The 16,952-nt window shown below is 62.6% G+C and carries 10 protein-coding genes; 8 read left to right on the top strand and 2 right to left on the bottom strand.

Features of this window, described 5'->3' with window-relative positions; all coding sequences use genetic code 11:
- Positions 1 to 141 precede the first annotated feature (141 nt).
- From FHW83_RS12245 to FHW83_RS12210, 8 genes are all read left to right on the top strand, one after another.
- A complete protein-coding gene (locus FHW83_RS12245) occupies positions 142 to 1,137 on the top strand; it encodes a LacI family DNA-binding transcriptional regulator (RefSeq protein ID WP_176646645.1) in 996 nt (331 codons plus the stop codon).
- A gap of 88 nt (positions 1,138 to 1,225) precedes the next feature.
- A complete protein-coding gene (locus FHW83_RS31315) occupies positions 1,226 to 3,547 on the top strand; it encodes a glycoside hydrolase family 65 protein (RefSeq protein ID WP_176646644.1) in 2,322 nt (773 codons plus the stop codon).
- Positions 3,544 to 4,185, top strand: coding sequence for a beta-phosphoglucomutase (pgmB, locus tag FHW83_RS12235; RefSeq protein WP_176646643.1), 642 nt, complete (start codon positions 3,544 to 3,546; stop codon positions 4,183 to 4,185). Before FHW83_RS31315 ends, pgmB begins: the two co-directional genes overlap by 4 nt.
- A 35-nt stretch (positions 4,186 to 4,220) precedes the next feature.
- Positions 4,221 to 5,489 carry a sugar MFS transporter gene (locus FHW83_RS12230; RefSeq protein WP_176646642.1) on the top strand — a complete coding sequence of 423 codons (1,269 nt, stop codon included), beginning with the start codon at positions 4,221 to 4,223 and terminating at the stop codon, positions 5,487 to 5,489.
- Positions 5,490 to 5,499: 10 nt separating this feature from the next.
- Entirely contained in the window at positions 5,500 to 6,519 is a 1,020-nt protein-coding gene (locus tag FHW83_RS12225) for a substrate-binding domain-containing protein (RefSeq protein ID WP_176646641.1), read from the top strand.
- A gap of 71 nt (positions 6,520 to 6,590) precedes the next feature.
- Positions 6,591 to 7,730 carry a hypothetical protein gene (locus FHW83_RS12220; RefSeq protein WP_176646640.1) on the top strand — a complete coding sequence of 380 codons (1,140 nt, stop codon included), beginning with the start codon at positions 6,591 to 6,593 and terminating at the stop codon, positions 7,728 to 7,730.
- A gap of 80 nt (positions 7,731 to 7,810) precedes the next feature.
- The gene (locus FHW83_RS12215; protein WP_176646639.1) at positions 7,811 to 8,215 is read left to right on the top strand and encodes a hypothetical protein; all 405 of its coding nucleotides are present in this window, start codon (positions 7,811 to 7,813) and stop codon (positions 8,213 to 8,215) included.
- A 272-nt stretch (positions 8,216 to 8,487) separates the two neighbouring features.
- Positions 8,488 to 9,933 carry a polysaccharide lyase family 1 protein gene (locus FHW83_RS12210; RefSeq protein WP_176646638.1) on the top strand — a complete coding sequence of 482 codons (1,446 nt, stop codon included), beginning with the start codon at positions 8,488 to 8,490 and terminating at the stop codon, positions 9,931 to 9,933.
- Between the two features lie 41 nt (positions 9,934 to 9,974).
- Here the strand turns inward: FHW83_RS12210 and icmF are convergent, their stop codons facing one another.
- A complete protein-coding gene (icmF, locus tag FHW83_RS12205; protein ID WP_176646637.1) occupies positions 9,975 to 13,265 on the bottom strand; it encodes a fused isobutyryl-CoA mutase/GTPase IcmF in 3,291 nt (1,096 codons plus the stop codon).
- A 133-nt stretch (positions 13,266 to 13,398) separates the two neighbouring features.
- The gene (locus FHW83_RS12200; protein WP_176646636.1) at positions 13,399 to 16,917 is read right to left on the bottom strand and encodes an indolepyruvate ferredoxin oxidoreductase family protein; all 3,519 of its coding nucleotides are present in this window, start codon (positions 16,915 to 16,917) and stop codon (positions 13,399 to 13,401) included.
- Positions 16,918 to 16,952 lie beyond the last annotated feature (35 nt).

Raw genomic sequence — 16,952 nt, 5'->3', positions numbered from 1 at the left:
TATTAGGTGTTGAGTTCGGCCATTGAAACAAGAAATGATATCGATGTCAATTGAAATGTTATCGATGTCATTTTTCGCGACAAAATAAAAATTTCTGTCATAATGCGTCCGCGCCCCCGCTTTTTGAACAGAAAAACAACGATGCCCGCGAAGAAGACCGTAGCAACAACCCTGACCATGGAGGACCTGGCCAAGCTGGCCGGCGTGTCCAAGATCACGGTGTCGCGCGCATTGCGTGATAGTCCGCTGGTGACGCCGGAAACGCGCGAGAAAATCCGCGCGCTGGCCGAGCAGCAGGGCTACCGCCTGAACGTGAGCGCCCGCAATCTGCGCATGGGGCGCAGTTACTCGGTGGCGGTTGTGGTGGAAATGACACCCGTGCGCGGCCGGCCGATGTCCGATCCGTACCCGCTGGAGCTGTTGGGGGGCATTACGCAGGAGCTGACCACGGCCGGCTACAGCGTGGTGCTGACCTCCAAGCAGTTGATGAACACCGCGCCGGTGATGGGCGCGGACGGCTTGATCCTGCTGGGCCAGGGCTCGCACGGCGAGGCGGTGCGCACCCTGCAGCAGACCGGCATGCCGCTGGTGGTGTGGGGCGCGCCGGAGCAGGGCGCCGATTACATCGTGGTCGGCTCGGACAACCGCAAGGGCGGCGTCAGCGCGGCCGAGCGCTTCATCGCGCAGGGGCGGAAAAAGCTGGTGTTCCTGGGCGACGTCGACCACGCCGAGGTGCAGGAACGCTGCGCCGGCTTTATCGACGCCATGGGTGGCGCGGCCACGGTGCACATCATCCGTCCGAAGGCGTTCACCTTCGAGGCGGGCTTCGACAGCATCTCGGCGCTGTTGAGGAAGAAGGGTGCGTCGTTCGACGGCGTGTTCGCCGCCAGTGACTTGCTGGCCATGGGCGCGATCCGCGCGCTGGCCGAGAAGAATTTGCGGGTGCCGGAGAATGTCTCCGTCATCGGCTACGACGATACGCCGGGCGCGGCCAGCTTTGTGCCGCCCCTGACCAGCGTGCACCAGTACCTGCGCGATGGTGGCGTGTTGTTGGCCAGGAAGATGTTGGGCCTGATCGAAGGCCAGCCGGTCGCCTCTGAAATGCTGCCGACCACGTTGATGGTGCGTCACACCTAGTTTTCCCGAAAAACACCTGGAATCGTCCGAAAACCGGTGTTTTTTAAAATTCAAACCGCTTTGAATCGCTTTTTCTAAGGAATTCGCTGTGCAACAACACACTTATCCTCTTGAAGCCTGGTGCATCCGCGAGACCAGCTTTGACACCGCCTCCCACTTCCTGGACGAGACCCTGTTCGCGCTGGGGAACGGCTACATCGGCTTGCGCGGCACCGGCGAGGAGGGCTACAGCGGCCCGGCCGGCACCTCGCTGGATGGCACCTACCTGAACGGCTTCTACGAATCGGAGCCGATCCAGTATCCGGAGGCGGCGTATGGCCTGGCCAAGGTCAACCAGTTCATGCTTAACGTGCCGAACGCGAAAGGCGTGGAGCTGTGGCTGGAGGATGAGCGTTTCGACCTGCTCACCGGTTCCATCCAGACCTATGAGCGCGTGCTCGATTTCCGCACCGGCTTGCTGACGCGCGTGGTGGAGTGGACCTCGCCGCAAGGCCGCGGTGTGCGCGTGCGCAGCCGCCGCCTGGTCAGCTTCGAGAACAAGCATTTGTTCGCGATCGCGTTCGAAGTCACCTCGCTGAACTTTGAAGGCCGTATGCGGCTGGTGTCGGCGCTGGATGGCGCGGTGAAGAACCAGGAGGCCGGCGACGACCCGCGCGTCGGCTCGGCCATCTCCGGCCCCACGCTGCATCTGGTGGACAGCGAACAGGCGGACGGTTTCTCTGCGCTGGTACAGAAGACCCACAACAGCGGCTTCACGCTGGTCAGCGCCACCGAATCGGTGTTGAGCGCCGGGCTGCCGGCGGTCAGCGCGCGAAACGGCCAACGCCTGACGCAAAGCTGGGAGCTGGCGGCGAGCGCGGGCCAGTCGGTCACGCTGACCAAGTACGGCAGCTACTACTCCTCGCGCGACTACGATGCCAAGGAGCTGATGTGGCGCAGCAAGGACACGCTGGCCAGCGCGGCGGCCGCCGGCTTCGACGGCCTGCGGTTGGCGCAGGAGCAGTACTTGGCCGATTTCTGGCAGCAGGCCGACGTGCAGATCGCCGGCGACGACGCGCTCCAGCAGGGCATGCACTTCAACCAGTTCCACCTGCTGCAATCGGTGGGCCGCGACGGCAAGACCAATATCTCGGCCAAGGGCGTGACGGGCGAAGGCTACGAGGGTCACTATTTCTGGGACACGGAAATCTACATCTTCCCGTTCTTCCTGTATTCCAAGCCGGAGATCGCGCGCAAGCTGCTGGAGTACCGCTACGCCGGCCTGCCGAAGGCGCGCGAGCGCGCACGCCAGATGTCGCACGAGAGGGGCGCGCTGTACCCATGGCGCACCATCGCCGGCGACGAGTGCTCGGCCTACTTCCCGGCGGGTACGGCGCAGTATCACATCAACGCCGATATCGCCTATTCGATCAAGATGTACATGGAGGCCACCGACGATCAGGAATACCTGGTCAAGGCCGGCGCGGAAATCGTGATGGAGACGGCGCGCATCTGGACCGGTATCGGTTCATATGACCGCGATGGGCGCTTCTGCATCAACCAGGTGACCGGTCCGGACGAGTACACGGCGCTGGTCAACAACAACTACTACACCAACGCCATGGCGCGCATGCACCTGAACTTCGCTGCCTCCATCGCGGAGCAGCTGCAGGCGCAGGCGCCGTCCGAGTTCGCGCGCATCGCGGCCGCCATGGCGCTGGATGCCGGCGAGCCGGCCGAGTGGCGCCGCGCGGCGTCGTTGATGCACCTGCCTTACGACAGCGCGCTGCAAATCCACGCGCAGGACGACAGCTTCCTGTCCAAGAAAGTATGGGACTTCGCCAACACGCCGAAGGAAAACTATCCGCTGCTGCTCAACTATCACCCAATGGTGATCTACCGCCACCAAGTGTGCAAGCAGGCGGACGTGGTGCTGGCGCTGCTGCTGCTCAGCGATCAGTTCTCGCTTGAAGACAAGCGCCGCGACTTCGATTACTACGAGGCCGTGACCACGCACGATTCGTCGCTGTCGTCCTGCATCTTCGGCATCATCGCGGCGGAGGTGGGCTATCAGGACAAGGCGTACCACTACTTCATGGAGACCGCGCGCCTCGATCTGGACGACACGCACGGCAACACCCACTACGGCGTGCACACGGCGGCGATGGCCGGCACCTGGCTCGGTGTGGCGTATGGTTTCGCCGGCATGCGCGTGGAGGGCGGCGCGCTGCGCTTCGCCCCGCAATTGCCGAAGCAATGGCGGCACTACACCTTCAAGATTCACTTCCGTGGCGCGCTGCTGGAAGTGCATGTGGAAGCGGGCCGCGTTGAATATCGCCTGCTGCAGGGCGAGGCGCTGGAATTGTCCCATGGCGGCGAAGCGGTGCAGCTGACGCTGTCGCAACCCAAGCAAGCAAGGAGCTTCGCATGAGCCGCTTCAAGGCAGTTATCTTCGATCTGGATGGCGTCATCACCGATACCGCGCATTACCACTATCTCGCGTGGAAGCAGCTGGCGGAATCGCAGGGCGTGCATTTCGATCACGAGTTCAATGAGAGCCTGAAAGGCATCGACCGCATGGGCTCATTGGATTTGATCCTGGCCTCGGCCGCGCGCCAGTACACGCCGGAAGAAAAGCTGGCGCTGGCGGACGTCAAGAACCGCCACTATCAGGAGCTGATTTCCACCATGTCCGCCGCCGACCTGCTGCCCGGCGCGGTGGAGGCGCTGGATACGGTACGCCGCGCCGGCTTGCGTATCGGCCTGGCCTCGGTCAGCAAGAACGCGTTCACAGTGCTGGGCCGCCTTGGCATCACCGATAAATTCGATTACGTGGTGGACGCGGCCACCATCGCGCGCGGCAAGCCGGACCCGGAGATTTTTCTGCGCGCCGCGAGTGAGCTGGGCGTGGCCCCGGCCGACTGCCTTGGCGTGGAGGACGCGGTGGCCGGCGTGGCGGCGATCAAGGCCGCCGGCATGTTCGCGCTGGGGATAGGCCATCCCTTCGTGCTGACGGAAGCGGACGTGGTGATCACAAGCCTGAAGGAATTCAACCTCGCCGCATACTGACGCCGCGCCGCACGCGGGAGAATGGAGACAACAGCATGAAAAACAACAAAATACTATTCGCGCTCTTCCTGATCTACTTTGTATTCGCCATCCTGCTGAACAGCGTGGGCACGGTGATCCTGCAGGTGATCGGCAACTACGGCGTGAGCAAATCGGCCGCCAGCGTGCTGGAAGGCTTCAAGGACCTGCCGATCGCGGTGGTGTCGTTCCTGGTGGCGTCCTTCCTGCCGCGCATCGGCTACAAGAAGGCCATGCTGATCGGCCTCGCCATCGTGACCGCCGCTTGCGTGGCGATGCCGGTGCTGCCGTCGTTCGCCACTACCAAGGCCTTGTTCTTCTGCGTTGGCGTGTCGTTCGCGCTGGTGAAGGTGTCGGTGTACTCCACGCTCGGCCTGATCGCCGCCGACCGCAAGCAGCACGCCAGCACCATGAACCTGCTGGAGGGCTTCTTCATGCTGGGCGTGTTGAGCGCCTATTGGGTGTTCGGCTACTTCATCGACTCGCACGATCCGCTATCGCAAAGCTGGCTGCACGTGTACTGGGTGCTGGCCGTGCTGTGCGCGCTGACCTTTGTGCTGATCCTGTCCACGCCATTCAACGAATCGTCGGCCGCGCTGCCGGAGGGGCGCGGCATCGCGCAGGATTTCGCCGCCATGCTCAAGCTGTTCTTCAAGCCGCTGGTGTGCGTGTTCGTGATCACCGCCTTCCTGTATGTGCTGATCGAGCAAAGCGTGGGCACCTGGCTGCCGACCTTCAACAACGAAATCCTCAAGCTGCCGGCGGCGATGAGCGTGGAAGTGACCAGCATCTTCGCGGCCTGCCTTGCGCTCGGGCGCCTGTCGGCCGGTGTGCTGATGCGCAAACTGAACTGGTATCCGGTGATGAACGCCTGCGTGATCGGCATGGCGGCGATGGTGCTGCTGGCGCTGCCGCTGACGCATGACGTGGTGGCCGATCCGCACATCACCTGGGCCACGGCGCCGCTGGCGACCTTCCTGTTTCCACTGATCGGGCTGTTCATGGCGCCGATCTACCCGGGCATCAATTCGGTGATGCTGAGCTCGTTGCCGAAGAATCAGCACTCCGCCATGACCGGCCTGCTGGTGATTTTTTCAGCGCTGGGCGGCACCACCGGCTCGCTGATCACGGGTTATGTTTTTGGTAATTTCAGCGGGCATTTCGCCTTCTACCTGACGCTGGTGCCCATCACCATCGTGCTGGTGATGTTGTATTTCTTCAAAAGAGCGGTCGATGACGGTGGCGGTAAATTCGACGCCAACGCTATAATCAGCGGTCAACATTGAACAATAGGCTATGAACCTCGCGCATCTCGCAAACCACCTGGGCATGTCCAAGACCACGGTGAGTCGCGCGTTAAACGGTTACCCCGAGGTCAATGTGCGGACCCGCGAGCGGGTGTTGAAGGCGGCCAAGGAGGTCGGCTACCAGCCGAATCCGATGGCGCGCTCGCTGGCGCTGGGCCGCACCAATGTGTTTGGCATCATCTATCCGCTGCAGCCGGCGGATCTGGGCGACTCCATGTTCCTCGAAGTGATGGCCGGCATGTCGGCCGCGCTGGAAGAGGTCAGCAAAAGCCTGATCATCGCGCCGGTGTCGCCGGCGGCGGAGCAGCGCTCCTACCAGCAGATCGTGCGCGGACGGCGTGTCGATGGCCTGGTGGTCGGGCGCACGCTGGTGCGCGACGAGCGCATCGCCTTTCTCAGCAAGGCCAAGTTCCCGTTCGTGGCCCATGGGCGAACCGACTTCAACGCGCCTTACGCGTGGTTCGACTACGACAACGAGGCCGGCATCCGGCTCGCGATGGAGCGCCTGCTGGGCCTGGGCCACCAGCGCGTGGCCTTGATCAGCGCGCCGCTGGAGCTGAACTTCGCGCGCCAGCGCAAGGACAGCTTCATGGCCGCGCTGGCGGCGGCGGGCCTGCGGGCCGATCCGCGCTACCTCATCGACAACACGCTGGACCGCCGCAGCGGCTACCAGGCCATGCAGCAATTGCTGGCCTGCTCGCCGCGGCCGACGGCGGTCATCGTCGACAACCATCTGTCCGGCGTGGGCGCGATGCGCGCGCTGCTGGATGCGGGGGTGGAGATCGGCAAGGAAATCTCCGTCATCGTCTGGGGCAATATGGCCGACACCCTGTCCGGCGCCAACGTCACCACCATCGACCAGCCCGACCCGCGCAAGGCCGGCGCGCGCATGGTCGCCATGCTGCAATCGCTGGTGGACGGCACGCCCGCCAGCGAACTGCACGAGCTGTGGCAGCCGGTGCTGTTGGAAGGCGCCACCGTCGGCCCGGTCAAGACGAGCCAGACCTGATCAGCCGGACGCCATCCGCAATTACAGTGAATTACAATGAACCGTTGTAATTACACTTGCGGCGGTAATTTATGGCAAAGCGGAAGACTCCCATCGCTTGGCATTATCCGCGGACCTCGTTGGCGCAGACGTACCTGAGGACATTGGACGCTGGCCTGATTTCTTCGCTCGTCTTATTTGCGCCGCGCCGCAAGGGGAAGACGGAATTTTTGTTGGAAGACTTGTTGCCAGCCGCCGAGTCCTCCGGCTACAGAGCGGTGTATTGCAGCATGTGGCAGCACCGCACCGATCCGCTTTCCGCGCTGCTGGCCTCGTTCATGCATGCCGCTAGGCCTCGCGCCAAACTGCATCGGCGTCTCTTGCTTCCGTTTAAAAAGACCAGCATCGAAGTGGAAGTCGAGCATTTAGGCAAACTCAGCGCTGAGGCAGAGTTCCTTGCGCGCGAGGATGCTGAACCTGATCGGTTACAGCGATTGCCTGAATTGCTGGATGCGGTCATCGCCGCATCCAAAGGGGGCGTTCTGATCGCCTTCGATGAGATCCAGCATTTGGCCAAGCCGGAATTTCAGGAGTTGGTCGCAGCGTTGCGCACGACTTTGGACTTGCGCAAGAAATCAGTGAAGAGTGTTTTCACCGGGTCTTCCCGGCATCGTTTGCAGATGATGTTCAGCCAGATCAAGGCGCCGCTTTTCCAGTTCAGCCAGACAACGGACTTCCCCGACCTGGACGACGAATTTGTCATCTTCATGGCGGCAGCCTTTCAACGAGCCACGCGGCGCCGGTTATCGCTCAGCGCCGCGCACAACGCCTTCGTGCTGCTGGGTCGAACGCCAGGGTTATTTCATGACGCTATCGAGCGTTTGATGAAATCAGGTGATACGGACATTGAAGAGGTGGCGCGGCACGTACAGGTAGAGTCGCATCAGGCTGCAGGATACGCTCCGCGCCTGGCGGCTATGCGGCCACTCGACCGTGTTGTCTTAAACGCCGTGTTAAAAAAGATGGCGCTATATTCCGATGAGAGCCGTAGCAAGTTCTCGACAGAGATTGGTATCGAAGGCGAACTGCTAACCGCGCGGCAGATACAAGTGGCGGTAGAGCGCCTGCTCTCGGAGCAGATCATTTATCAAAGCGGCAGGGGACAATATGAAATCGAAGACCATCAACTGGCGGAATGGCTGCTGATGGTGTCGGGCGACGATGAGGTTTAAGTCTGGTATCCGAATGAGTTCACGGCCTGTACTTGGACGGTATAAGGTAAAGTGATGGTTTTCATCTTTCGTGAAATCGCATGAAACCTTATCTGGTGTACGCCGCTTTGGCGTTTGTGATGGGCGGTTGCGCCGGTGTGCGGCCGCCCGCGTCCGCGCCTGTGATTTTAGAAAATACCGGGACGGAGTTTCCGACCATGTGCATGCTGCTGCAAGCGGATGGCAGTCTGGTGTTTCGCGGTGGATTCGGGTTTTACCAGCCAAGCACTTGGCGTCGTGCGGATAACGATATTTTGATTATTACGCTGGGCGGCAAGGAGCCGTTCCCGACCGAAGTGCTTAAGGAACAGCTGCCCAAGCATGCCGGCGGCCTGCTTGGTTTTGACGAGAAGCGGCGGGAGATTACTTACCGCTTCGACGCCCAGACGGAATTTCTTAACTTCGGCAACTTCTATTTCTATCGTTCCGCAACTTGCCACGCTTAAATCTCGGGCGTCGCCGCGTATTTCCGTTAGTTGCATTATTTTTTCTTCAGGATTAGTATTTAAGCACCGACAACGAGCTCGGTTTCGTTGTCGGCTTTTGACCTGAGCGAACTCGGTTTCCTCAACCCTCTTCGCAACGGCGGCAGGTACGCAAGGTGCCTGAATGTTGATCCAGTCCCACCCATAAAAATTCCACATTGCTGCCCGCAAGGCAGGCGCACGTGGGTATGGATCATCGCGAGTTGTCAGTGCATTTCAACCTGGAGACAAACATGAAATATCCACTACTCGTGGCCGGCCTGCTGCTGGCCTCCTCCGCGCATTCCGCCACCATCGACGCCAAGACGCTGACTGGCGCCAGCACGCCGCTGCAGATCGCGCAGTACGGCGTGCGCAATTACTCCGCGCCGGTGCTGGTCAACGGCCTGCACGATCCGGCCAGTTACATGGCCGCGCCCAAACTGCCGGTATGGCAGTTCGCCGCCGCCGATCCGACCGGCGGCGTGCTGACCTTCGAGCGCGACCCCGCGCCGGCCACCGGCTGGCACGCCCAGTCGCGCAAAGGCCCGGTGCTGGTGACCGGCGGCGGCTCGGCCATCGCGAACCGCGTCTACACGGTGTACAACGGCCAGCAACTGGTGGCCGCCCTCAATGAAGCCGGCAACGATCCGAAAATCATCCGCGTGATTGGCCATATCGATTTGCGCTGGAGCCAGAACAACACGGTGTTCCGCGAGTACACCAGCTATTCGGACCAGAAGTATGGCGGTTCGATCGCGCTGCCGTCCAACACCACGCTGGTCGGCATCAATGACGCGCAAGGCCGGCCGGCGCGCATCACCGGCACCGCGTTGCTGATCGGCGGCGAGCTGCCGCTGACCGCCGGCGGCGATCCCGAGGCGGATTTCAAGAAGTGGATCGCCGACGGCAAGGACGGTGAAGACTATCCCACCTGGACCCGCAACGTCATCGTGCGGAACCTGGTGATCGATACGCCGTGGGACGTCAACCCCGAGGATTCGGATAATGCCTACGCCGACGGCCTGACGGTATCGCGCGGCCAGAACATTTATCTGGACCACCTGACCATCAGCGACGGCGACACGCCGGATTCGCTGGCCACCGGCACCTACGACACGCGCCACGACGGCGCGCTGGACGTGGTGCGCGGCAGCGACTACGTCACTATCGCCAACAGCGTCTTCGGCAAGCACCACAAGACCACGTTGGTTGGCAACGGCGACTCCGGCCGCGCATGGAGCGACGAGGGCCGCTTGCATGTGACCTTCAGCGGCAACTGGTGGGACGGTGCGACCACCCGCCTGCCGCTGAACCGCTTTGGACAGGTGCATATGTTCAACAACCTGATCTCCGGCAGCATCTCGACCACGAACACCGACATCAAGTTCGAAAGCGGCAGCGATGCGCGTTATCGTTCCAATATGCTGCTGGAGAACCAGTACTACAACATCACTGGTTTGAAACTGGTTGATTTCTGCGGCAAGGCCATCAAGGGTAAGACCTTCATTGGCTTCCGTTCGTCGGGCCACGTGTTCACCAGCGATAAGTCGGGCACGAACGCGGTGGATGGGCAGTGTGGCTACGCGCCGCCGACCGGGACCAATGTCTGGACGCCGCCGTACGCCTACACGCTGCAAAGCGCCACGGCGACGTTGACCGCGGTGCCAGCTAACGCGGGCGCCGGGAAATTGAAGTAAGCCGATGGCCCGGCGCGGAGCCGGGCCTTGCCAACACGGGCTTACATATTGCGGCGGTACTGGCCGCCGACTTCGAACAGCGCGGTAGTGATCTGACCTAGTGAGCACACACGCACGGCGTCCATCAGCTTCTCAAACACGTTGGCGTTGTCGATGGCGGCTTGCTGCAATGCCGCCAGCGCTTGCGGCGCTTCGGCCGCGTGGCGCTGGTGGAAGTCTTCCAGGCGCTTGAGCTGCGATTGCTTCTCATCGTCGGTGGAACGCGCCAGCTCGATCTGCGCCGGCGCCTCCACGCCCTTCGGATTGCGGAAGGTGTTGACGCCGATGATGGGCAGGGTACCGTCGTGCTTCTGGTGCTCGTACAGCATGGACTCTTCCTGGATCTTGCCGCGCTGGTAGCCGGTTTCCATCGCGCCCAGCACGCCGCCACGTTCGGCGATGCGTTCGAACTCCTGCAGCACCGCTTCTTCCACCAGATCGGTCAACTCGTCGATGATGAACGAACCCTGGTTCGGATTCTCGTTCTTGGCCAGGCCCCACTCGCGGTTGATGATCAACTGGATCGCCAGCGCCCGGCGTACCGATTCGTCGGTCGGCGTGGTGATGGCTTCGTCGTAGGCGTTGGTGTGCAGCGAGTTGCAGTTGTCGTAGATGGCGATCAGCGCCTGCAGCGTGGTGCGGATGTCGTTGAAGTCGATCTCCTGCGCGTGCAGCGAGCGGCCCGAGGTCTGCACGTGGTACTTGAGCTTTTGTGAGCGGTCGTTGGCGCCGTATTTGTCGCGCATCGCCACTGCCCAGATGCGGCGGGCGACGCGGCCCAGCACCGTGTATTCCGGGTCCATGCCGTTCGAGAAGAAGAACGACAGGTTGGGCGCGAAGTCGTCGATGTGCATGCCGCGCGCCAGGTAGGCCTCCACGAAGGTGAAGCCGTTCGACAGCGTGAACGCCAGCTGCGAAATCGGATTCGCGCCCGCCTCCGCGATGTGGTAGCCGGAGATGGACACCGAATAGAAGTTGCGCACCTGGTGGTGGACGAAGTATTCCTGGATATCGCCCATCACCTTCAGCGAGAACTCGGTCGAGAAGATGCAGGTGTTCTGGCCCTGGTCTTCCTTCAGGATGTCCGCCTGCACGGTGCCGCGCACGTTCTGCAGCACCCATGCCTTGATCTTGGCCGCTTCGTCGGCGCTCGGCTGGCGCTTGTTCTCTTCGACGAACTTGTCGATCTGCTGGTCGATGGCGGTGTTCATGAACATCGCCAGAATGGTCGGTGCCGGGCCGTTGATGGTCATCGACACCGAGGTGCTTGGGCTGCACAGGTTGAAGCCGTCGTACAGCACTTTCATATCGTCCAGCGTGGCGATCGACACGCCCGAGTTGCCTACTTTGCCGTAGATGTCCGGGCGCAGCGCCGGATCGGCGCCGTACAGGGTGACCGAGTCGAACGCGGTCGACAGGCGCTTGGCGTCCATGCCGGTGGAGACCAGCTTGAAGCGGCGGTTGGTGCGGAAGGCGTCGCCTTCGCCAGCGAACATGCGGGTTGGGTCTTCGCCTTCACGCTTGAACGCGAACACGCCGGCGGTGAAGGGGAAAGAGCCCGGCACGTTTTCCAGCATCAGGAAGCGCAGGATTTCGCCGTGGTCTTCGTAACGCGGCAGCGCCACCTTGCGGATGCGCGTGCCGGACAGCGTGTGCTGCACGAGACGGGTGCGGATTTCCTTGTCGCGGATTTTCACCACGTAGTCGTCGCCGGCGTAAGCGGCCTGCATGTCGGGCCATTGCGCCAGCAGTTTCTTGGCGCCTGCGTCCATCTCGGCGTCGCGTTCCGCGATCAGGTCGTCGAAGTCGGCGCTTTTATGCGCGATGGCCAGCATGCGCTTGGATTCGCTCAGCTGCTGGCGTTCGCGTGCCAGCGTGACTTGCTTGCGCGTGAAGCGATGGTAGCCGCGCACGGTGTCGGCAATCTCCGCCAGATAGCGCGCACGCGCAGGCGGCACGATGACGTTCTTGCCGCTGGAGTGGCGCACGTCGGCCGATATCAGCTTGCCCGGCTGCGCGCGCAGGCCCAGTTGCACCAGGCGTGGCAGCAGGCCCTGATACAGTGCGGTGACGCCGTCGTCGTTGAAGCGCGACGCCTGCGTGCCGTAGACCGGCATTTCGTCCGGGCGCTTGCTCCACAATTCGCGGTTGCGCTGGTACTGCTTGGCGACGTCGCGCAGCGCGTCCTGCGCGCCCTTGCGGTCAAACTTGTTGATGGCGATGAAATCGGCGAAATCGAGCATGTCGATTTTTTCCAGTTGCGAGGCGGCGCCGAATTCCGGCGTCATCACGTACATCGACACGTCCACATGCGGCACGATGGCGGCGTCGCCCTGGCCGATGCCGGAGGTTTCAACGATCACCAGATCGAAGCCGGCCACCTTGCAGGCGGCGATGACGTCCGGCAGCGCCTGCGAAATCTCGGAACCCGCTTCGCGCGTGGCCAGGGAGCGCATGAACACGCGCGACTGGCCGGCCCATGGATTGATGGCGTTCATGCGGATACGGTCGCCCAGCAGCGCGCCGCCGGATTTGCGGCGCGACGGGTCGATCGAGATCACGGCGATGTTCAGCGTGTCGCCCTGGTCGAGGCGGATGCGGCGGATCAGTTCATCGGTCAGCGAGGATTTGCCGGCGCCGCCGGTACCGGTGATGCCCAGCGTGGGCACCGGCAGGTCTTCGGCGGCGGCCAGCAGTTCGGCGCGCAGTGTCGGCGCCACCTTTTCGTTTTCCAGCGCGGTGATCAACTGGGCCAGCGGGCGATGGCGCGCGGCGATGTCCGCGCCGTCGCGCAGCGACGCCAGCGAGGTAGGCGAGTATTGCGACAGGTCGATGTCGCACTGCTGCACCATCCACTGGATCATGCCGACCAGGCCCATACGCTGGCCGTCTTCCGGACTGAAGATTTTGGTGACGCCGTAGGCGTGCAGCTCTTCGATTTCGTGCGGCACGATCACGCCGCCGCCGCCGCCGAAGACCTTGATGTGCGCGCCGCCGCGCTGGCGCAGCAGGTCGATCATGTATTTGAAGTATTCGACGTGGCCGCCCTGATAGCTGGAGATGGCGATGCCTTGCACATCTTCCGCCAGCGCGGCGGTGACCACTTCATCCACCGAGCGGTTGTGGCCCAGGTGGATGACTTCCACGCCGTTCGATTGCAGGATGCGGCGCATGATGTTGATCGAGGCGTCGTGGCCGTCGAACAGCGAGGCCGCCGTCACGAAGCGAACCTTGTTCCTGGTGCGGGGCTGGTCATCCACCGCCGCGATTTTCGGGGTCGAGAGATCGTTCATTGGTGTCCCTGATAATATTTTTTGTTCATTATATGACGTTTACGTTAACGTCAACCAATTCGTCGTTCCCGCGAAGGCGGGAACCTATGCTGAATATGCGCCCTATGGACTCCCGCCTTCGCGGGAGCGACGGTCAGGCGGCGCGTTGTTGGTTGAATTGCGCCAGCAGGCGGGCTTTTTCGGTGCGGAAGGCGGCCACGGCCTTTTCCTTCACATGACCGAAACCGCGCACTTTCTCCGGCAGCGCGGCCAGGTCGACCGCCGTTGCATGGTTATCCGCATTGAGCCCGGCCAGCAGCGACACCACCATCTCGCGATATTCGACGATCAGCGCGCGCTCCATCCTGCGTTCCTCGGTGTAGCCGAAAATGTCCAGGGCACCGCCGCGCAGGCCCTTCAGTTTGGCCATCAGCTTGAAAGCGCTCCACATCCACGAGCCGAATTCCGCCTTCACCAGATGGCCCTTGGCGTCCTTTTTGGCGAACAGCGGCGGCGCCAGGTTGAACTTGACGCTGAAATTGCCCTCGAACTGCTGCTGCAGCTGTTCGACAAAGCGGCCGTCGGTGTACAGGCGTGCCACTTCGTATTCATCCTTGTAGGCCATCAGCTTGAAGTAAGACTTGGCGACGGCGGTGGACAGCTTGTTGCCCAGGCCGAGCGAATTTTCCTTCGCGCGCACTTGCGCCACCAGTTCCGAGTAGGTGTCGGCGTAGGCGGCGTTCTGATAAGCGGTCAGGAACTCCATGCGCTTGGCGACGATGGTGTCCAGGGTCTGCGGCATTTGCAGTACGATGGCTTGCGCCGGCGTCGCGGTGCGCTCGACGCGTTTGAGGTCCACCGCCGCACGGCGGCCCCACAGGAAGCTCTTCTTGTTGGAGGCGACAGCCACGCCATTCAGTTCGATGGCGCGCAGCAGCGATTCCTCTTTCAGCGGAATGCGGCCGCGCTGCCAGGCGTAACCCAGCATGAACAGGTTGGCGGCGATCGAGTCGCCCATCAACGCGGTGGCCAGCTTGGTGGCGTCGATGAAGTCCGCCGCGCCAGCGCCCACCGATTCCTCGATCAGCGCGCGCACGTCGGCCGCTGGATATTCCCAGTCGGCGTTTTGCGCGAAGGTGCCTGGCGGCTGCTCGTGCAGGTTGACGATGGCAAGCGTGCGGCCCGGACGCATCTTCGATACCGCATCGGCGGCGCCGGCGGTCAGCATGTCGCAGCCAAGGATGACGTCCGCTTCGCCGGTGGCGATGCGCTGCGCGCGCAGATGCTCAGGCGTGCGCGCGATCTTGACGTGCGAGGTGACGGAGCCGTTTTTCTGCGACATGCCGGTCATGTCCAGCACCGAGGCGCCTTTGCCTTCGATGTGCGCGGCCATGCCCATCAGCGCGCCGACCGTGATCACGCCGGTGCCGCCGATACCATTGATCAGGATGTTGTACGGGTGCTCGCAGTCCGGCAGCGCGGGCGCGGGCAGGGCATCCCAGCCGTCATCGCTTTGGGTGGCGCCGGTCTTGGATTTTTTCAGCGCGCCGCCTTCCACCGTGACAAAGCTCGGGCAGAAACCCTTCACGCACGAGTAGTCCTTGTTGCACGACGATTGATCGATGGTGCGTTTGCGGCCGAACTCCGTTTCCTTCGGCAGGATGGACACGCAGTTGGACTGGATGCCGCAGTCGCCGCAGCCTTCGCATACGGCTTCGTTGATGACCATGCGCTTGGCGAGGTCGGGGAACTCGCCTTTCTTGCGGCGGCGGCGCTTCTCGGCCGCGCAGGTCTGGTCGTAGATCAGCACCGAGGTACCCGGCAGTTCGCGCAGCTCGCGCTGCACGGCATCCATCTCCTTGCGGTCGTGCAGCGAGACGATGGAAGGCAGCGCCGAACGGTCGGTGTAGCGCGACAGGTCTTCCGTCACCAGCGCGATGCGTTTCACGCCTTCCGCCGCCATCTGCTGCGCGATCATCGGCACCGAGGTCTGACCGTCCACCGGCTGGCCGCCGGTCATGGCCACCGCGTCGTTGTAGAGGATCTTGTAGGTGATGTTGACCTTGGCCGCCACCGCCGCGCGGATGGCCAGGTAGCCGGAGTGGAAGTAGGTGCCATCGCCCAGGTTCTGGAACACGTGCGGCACTTTGGAGAACGCGGCCTGCCCGATCCACGGCGCGCCTTCGCCGCCCATGTGGGTGGTCAGCTTGTTGTACTCGGGGTAGATCGAGGTGGCCATCACGTGGCAGCCGATGCCGGCCAGCGCGAACGAGCCGTCCGGCACCTTGGTCGAGGTGTTGTGCGGGCATCCGGAGCAGTAGAAGGCTGGACGGAACGGGGTGCTGATGGCTTTCTTTAGCACCGCGTCCTTGGTGTCGAGGAAGGTCAGGCGCGCCTTGATCTCGTCCTGGATGTGGGCGTCGGTGATGTAGCGCGACACGCGGCTCGCGATCACGCGCGCCACTTGCGAGACCGAGAAATCGGCCTTCGGCGGCAGCAGCCATTCGCCGCGCGGCGCCACCCATTCGCCCTTGTCGTCAAACTTGCCGATCACGCGCGGACGCACGTCGTCGCGCCAGTTGTACAGCTGTTCCTTCAACTGGTATTCGACGAACTGGCGTTTTTCCTCGACCACCAGGATCTCGTCCAGGCCCTGCGCGAACTCGCGCACGCTGTCCGGTTCCAGCGGCCATGGCATGGCGACCTTGAACAGGCGCAGGCCGACCTTGGCGGCCATCGCTTCGTCGATGCCCAGTTCTTCCAGCGCTTCCAGCACGTCCAGATACGATTTGCCGGAGGCGATGATGCCCAGCTTGGCGTCTTTCGAATCGATGGTGGTGTGATTCAGCTTGTTCTCGCGTGCGTAGGCCAGCGCGGCGTAGATTTTATAGTCCTGCATCAGCGCTTCCTGATTGCGCGCTTGCTGGCCCAGCGGGATGCTGGACAGACGCGCGTTCAGGCCGCCTTCCGGCATGACGAAGTTCTTCGGAATTTTGGTCTCGACCCGGAACGGATCGGCATCGACCGACGCCGACGATTCCACCGTGTCGGCCAGCGCCTTGAACGCTACCGCGCAACCGGAGAAGCGCGACATGGCCCAGCCGTGGATGCCGAGGTCGAGGTATTCCTGCACATTGCAGGGGTAGAGCACCGGCACCATGCAGGCCGAGAAGATGTGGTCCGACTGGTGCGGCAGCGTGGACGAGTAGGCGCCGTGGTCGTCGCCTGCCACCAGCAGCACGCCGCCGTGCCTGGAGGTGCCTGCGTGGTTCATGTGCTTGAAGACGTCGCCGCAGCGGTCCACGCCCGGGCCTTTGCCGTACCACATGGCAAACACGCCGTCGTACTTCGACTCGCCAATCAGGTCCACCTGCTGCGAGCCCCACACCGCCGTCGCCGCCAGATCCTCGTTCACGCCCGGCACGAACTGCACGTTGTGCGCTTCCAGATGCGGCTTGGCCTTCCACAGGTTTTCATCGAGGCCGCCCAGCGGCGAGCCGCGGTAGCCGGAGATGAAGCCGGCCGTGTTCAGGCCCGCCATCTTGTCGCGCACTTGCTGCATCATCGGCAGGCGCACCAGGGCCTGAATGCCGGACAGGAAGATGGTGCCTTTGGTGGAGGTGTACTTGTCGTCGAGGCTCACGGACGTGAGCGAGCTGCTGCCGTCTGGCATGGTGGTGTCTCCGTTTTTGGTATCAGATCGCGCTC

Origin of the sequence: Duganella sp. SG902 (assembly GCF_013376005.1) — a bacterium.
Classification (GTDB): domain Bacteria; phylum Pseudomonadota; class Gammaproteobacteria; order Burkholderiales; family Burkholderiaceae_D; genus Rugamonas.
The sequence above is the reverse complement of the archived record's forward strand: the minus strand, read 5'-3'. Positions and strand labels throughout refer to the sequence as shown.

Coding starts and splice junctions, on each gene's coding strand:
- FHW83_RS12245 (WP_176646645.1), top strand. CDS start 142: ATGCCCGCGAAGAAGACCGTAGCAACAACCCTGACCATGGAGGACCTG.
- pgmB (WP_176646643.1), top strand. CDS start 3,544: ATGAGCCGCTTCAAGGCAGTTATCTTCGATCTGGATGGCGTCATCACC.
- FHW83_RS12230 (WP_176646642.1), top strand. CDS start 4,221: ATGAAAAACAACAAAATACTATTCGCGCTCTTCCTGATCTACTTTGTA.
- FHW83_RS12225 (WP_176646641.1), top strand. CDS start 5,500: ATGAACCTCGCGCATCTCGCAAACCACCTGGGCATGTCCAAGACCACG.
- FHW83_RS12220 (WP_176646640.1), top strand. CDS start 6,591: ATGGCAAAGCGGAAGACTCCCATCGCTTGGCATTATCCGCGGACCTCG.
- FHW83_RS12215 (WP_176646639.1), top strand. CDS start 7,811: ATGAAACCTTATCTGGTGTACGCCGCTTTGGCGTTTGTGATGGGCGGT.
- FHW83_RS12210 (WP_176646638.1), top strand. CDS start 8,488: ATGAAATATCCACTACTCGTGGCCGGCCTGCTGCTGGCCTCCTCCGCG.
- icmF (WP_176646637.1), bottom strand. CDS start 13,265: ATGAACGATCTCTCGACCCCGAAAATCGCGGCGGTGGATGACCAGCCC.
- FHW83_RS12200 (WP_176646636.1), bottom strand. CDS start 16,917: ATGCCAGACGGCAGCAGCTCGCTCACGTCCGTGAGCCTCGACGACAAG.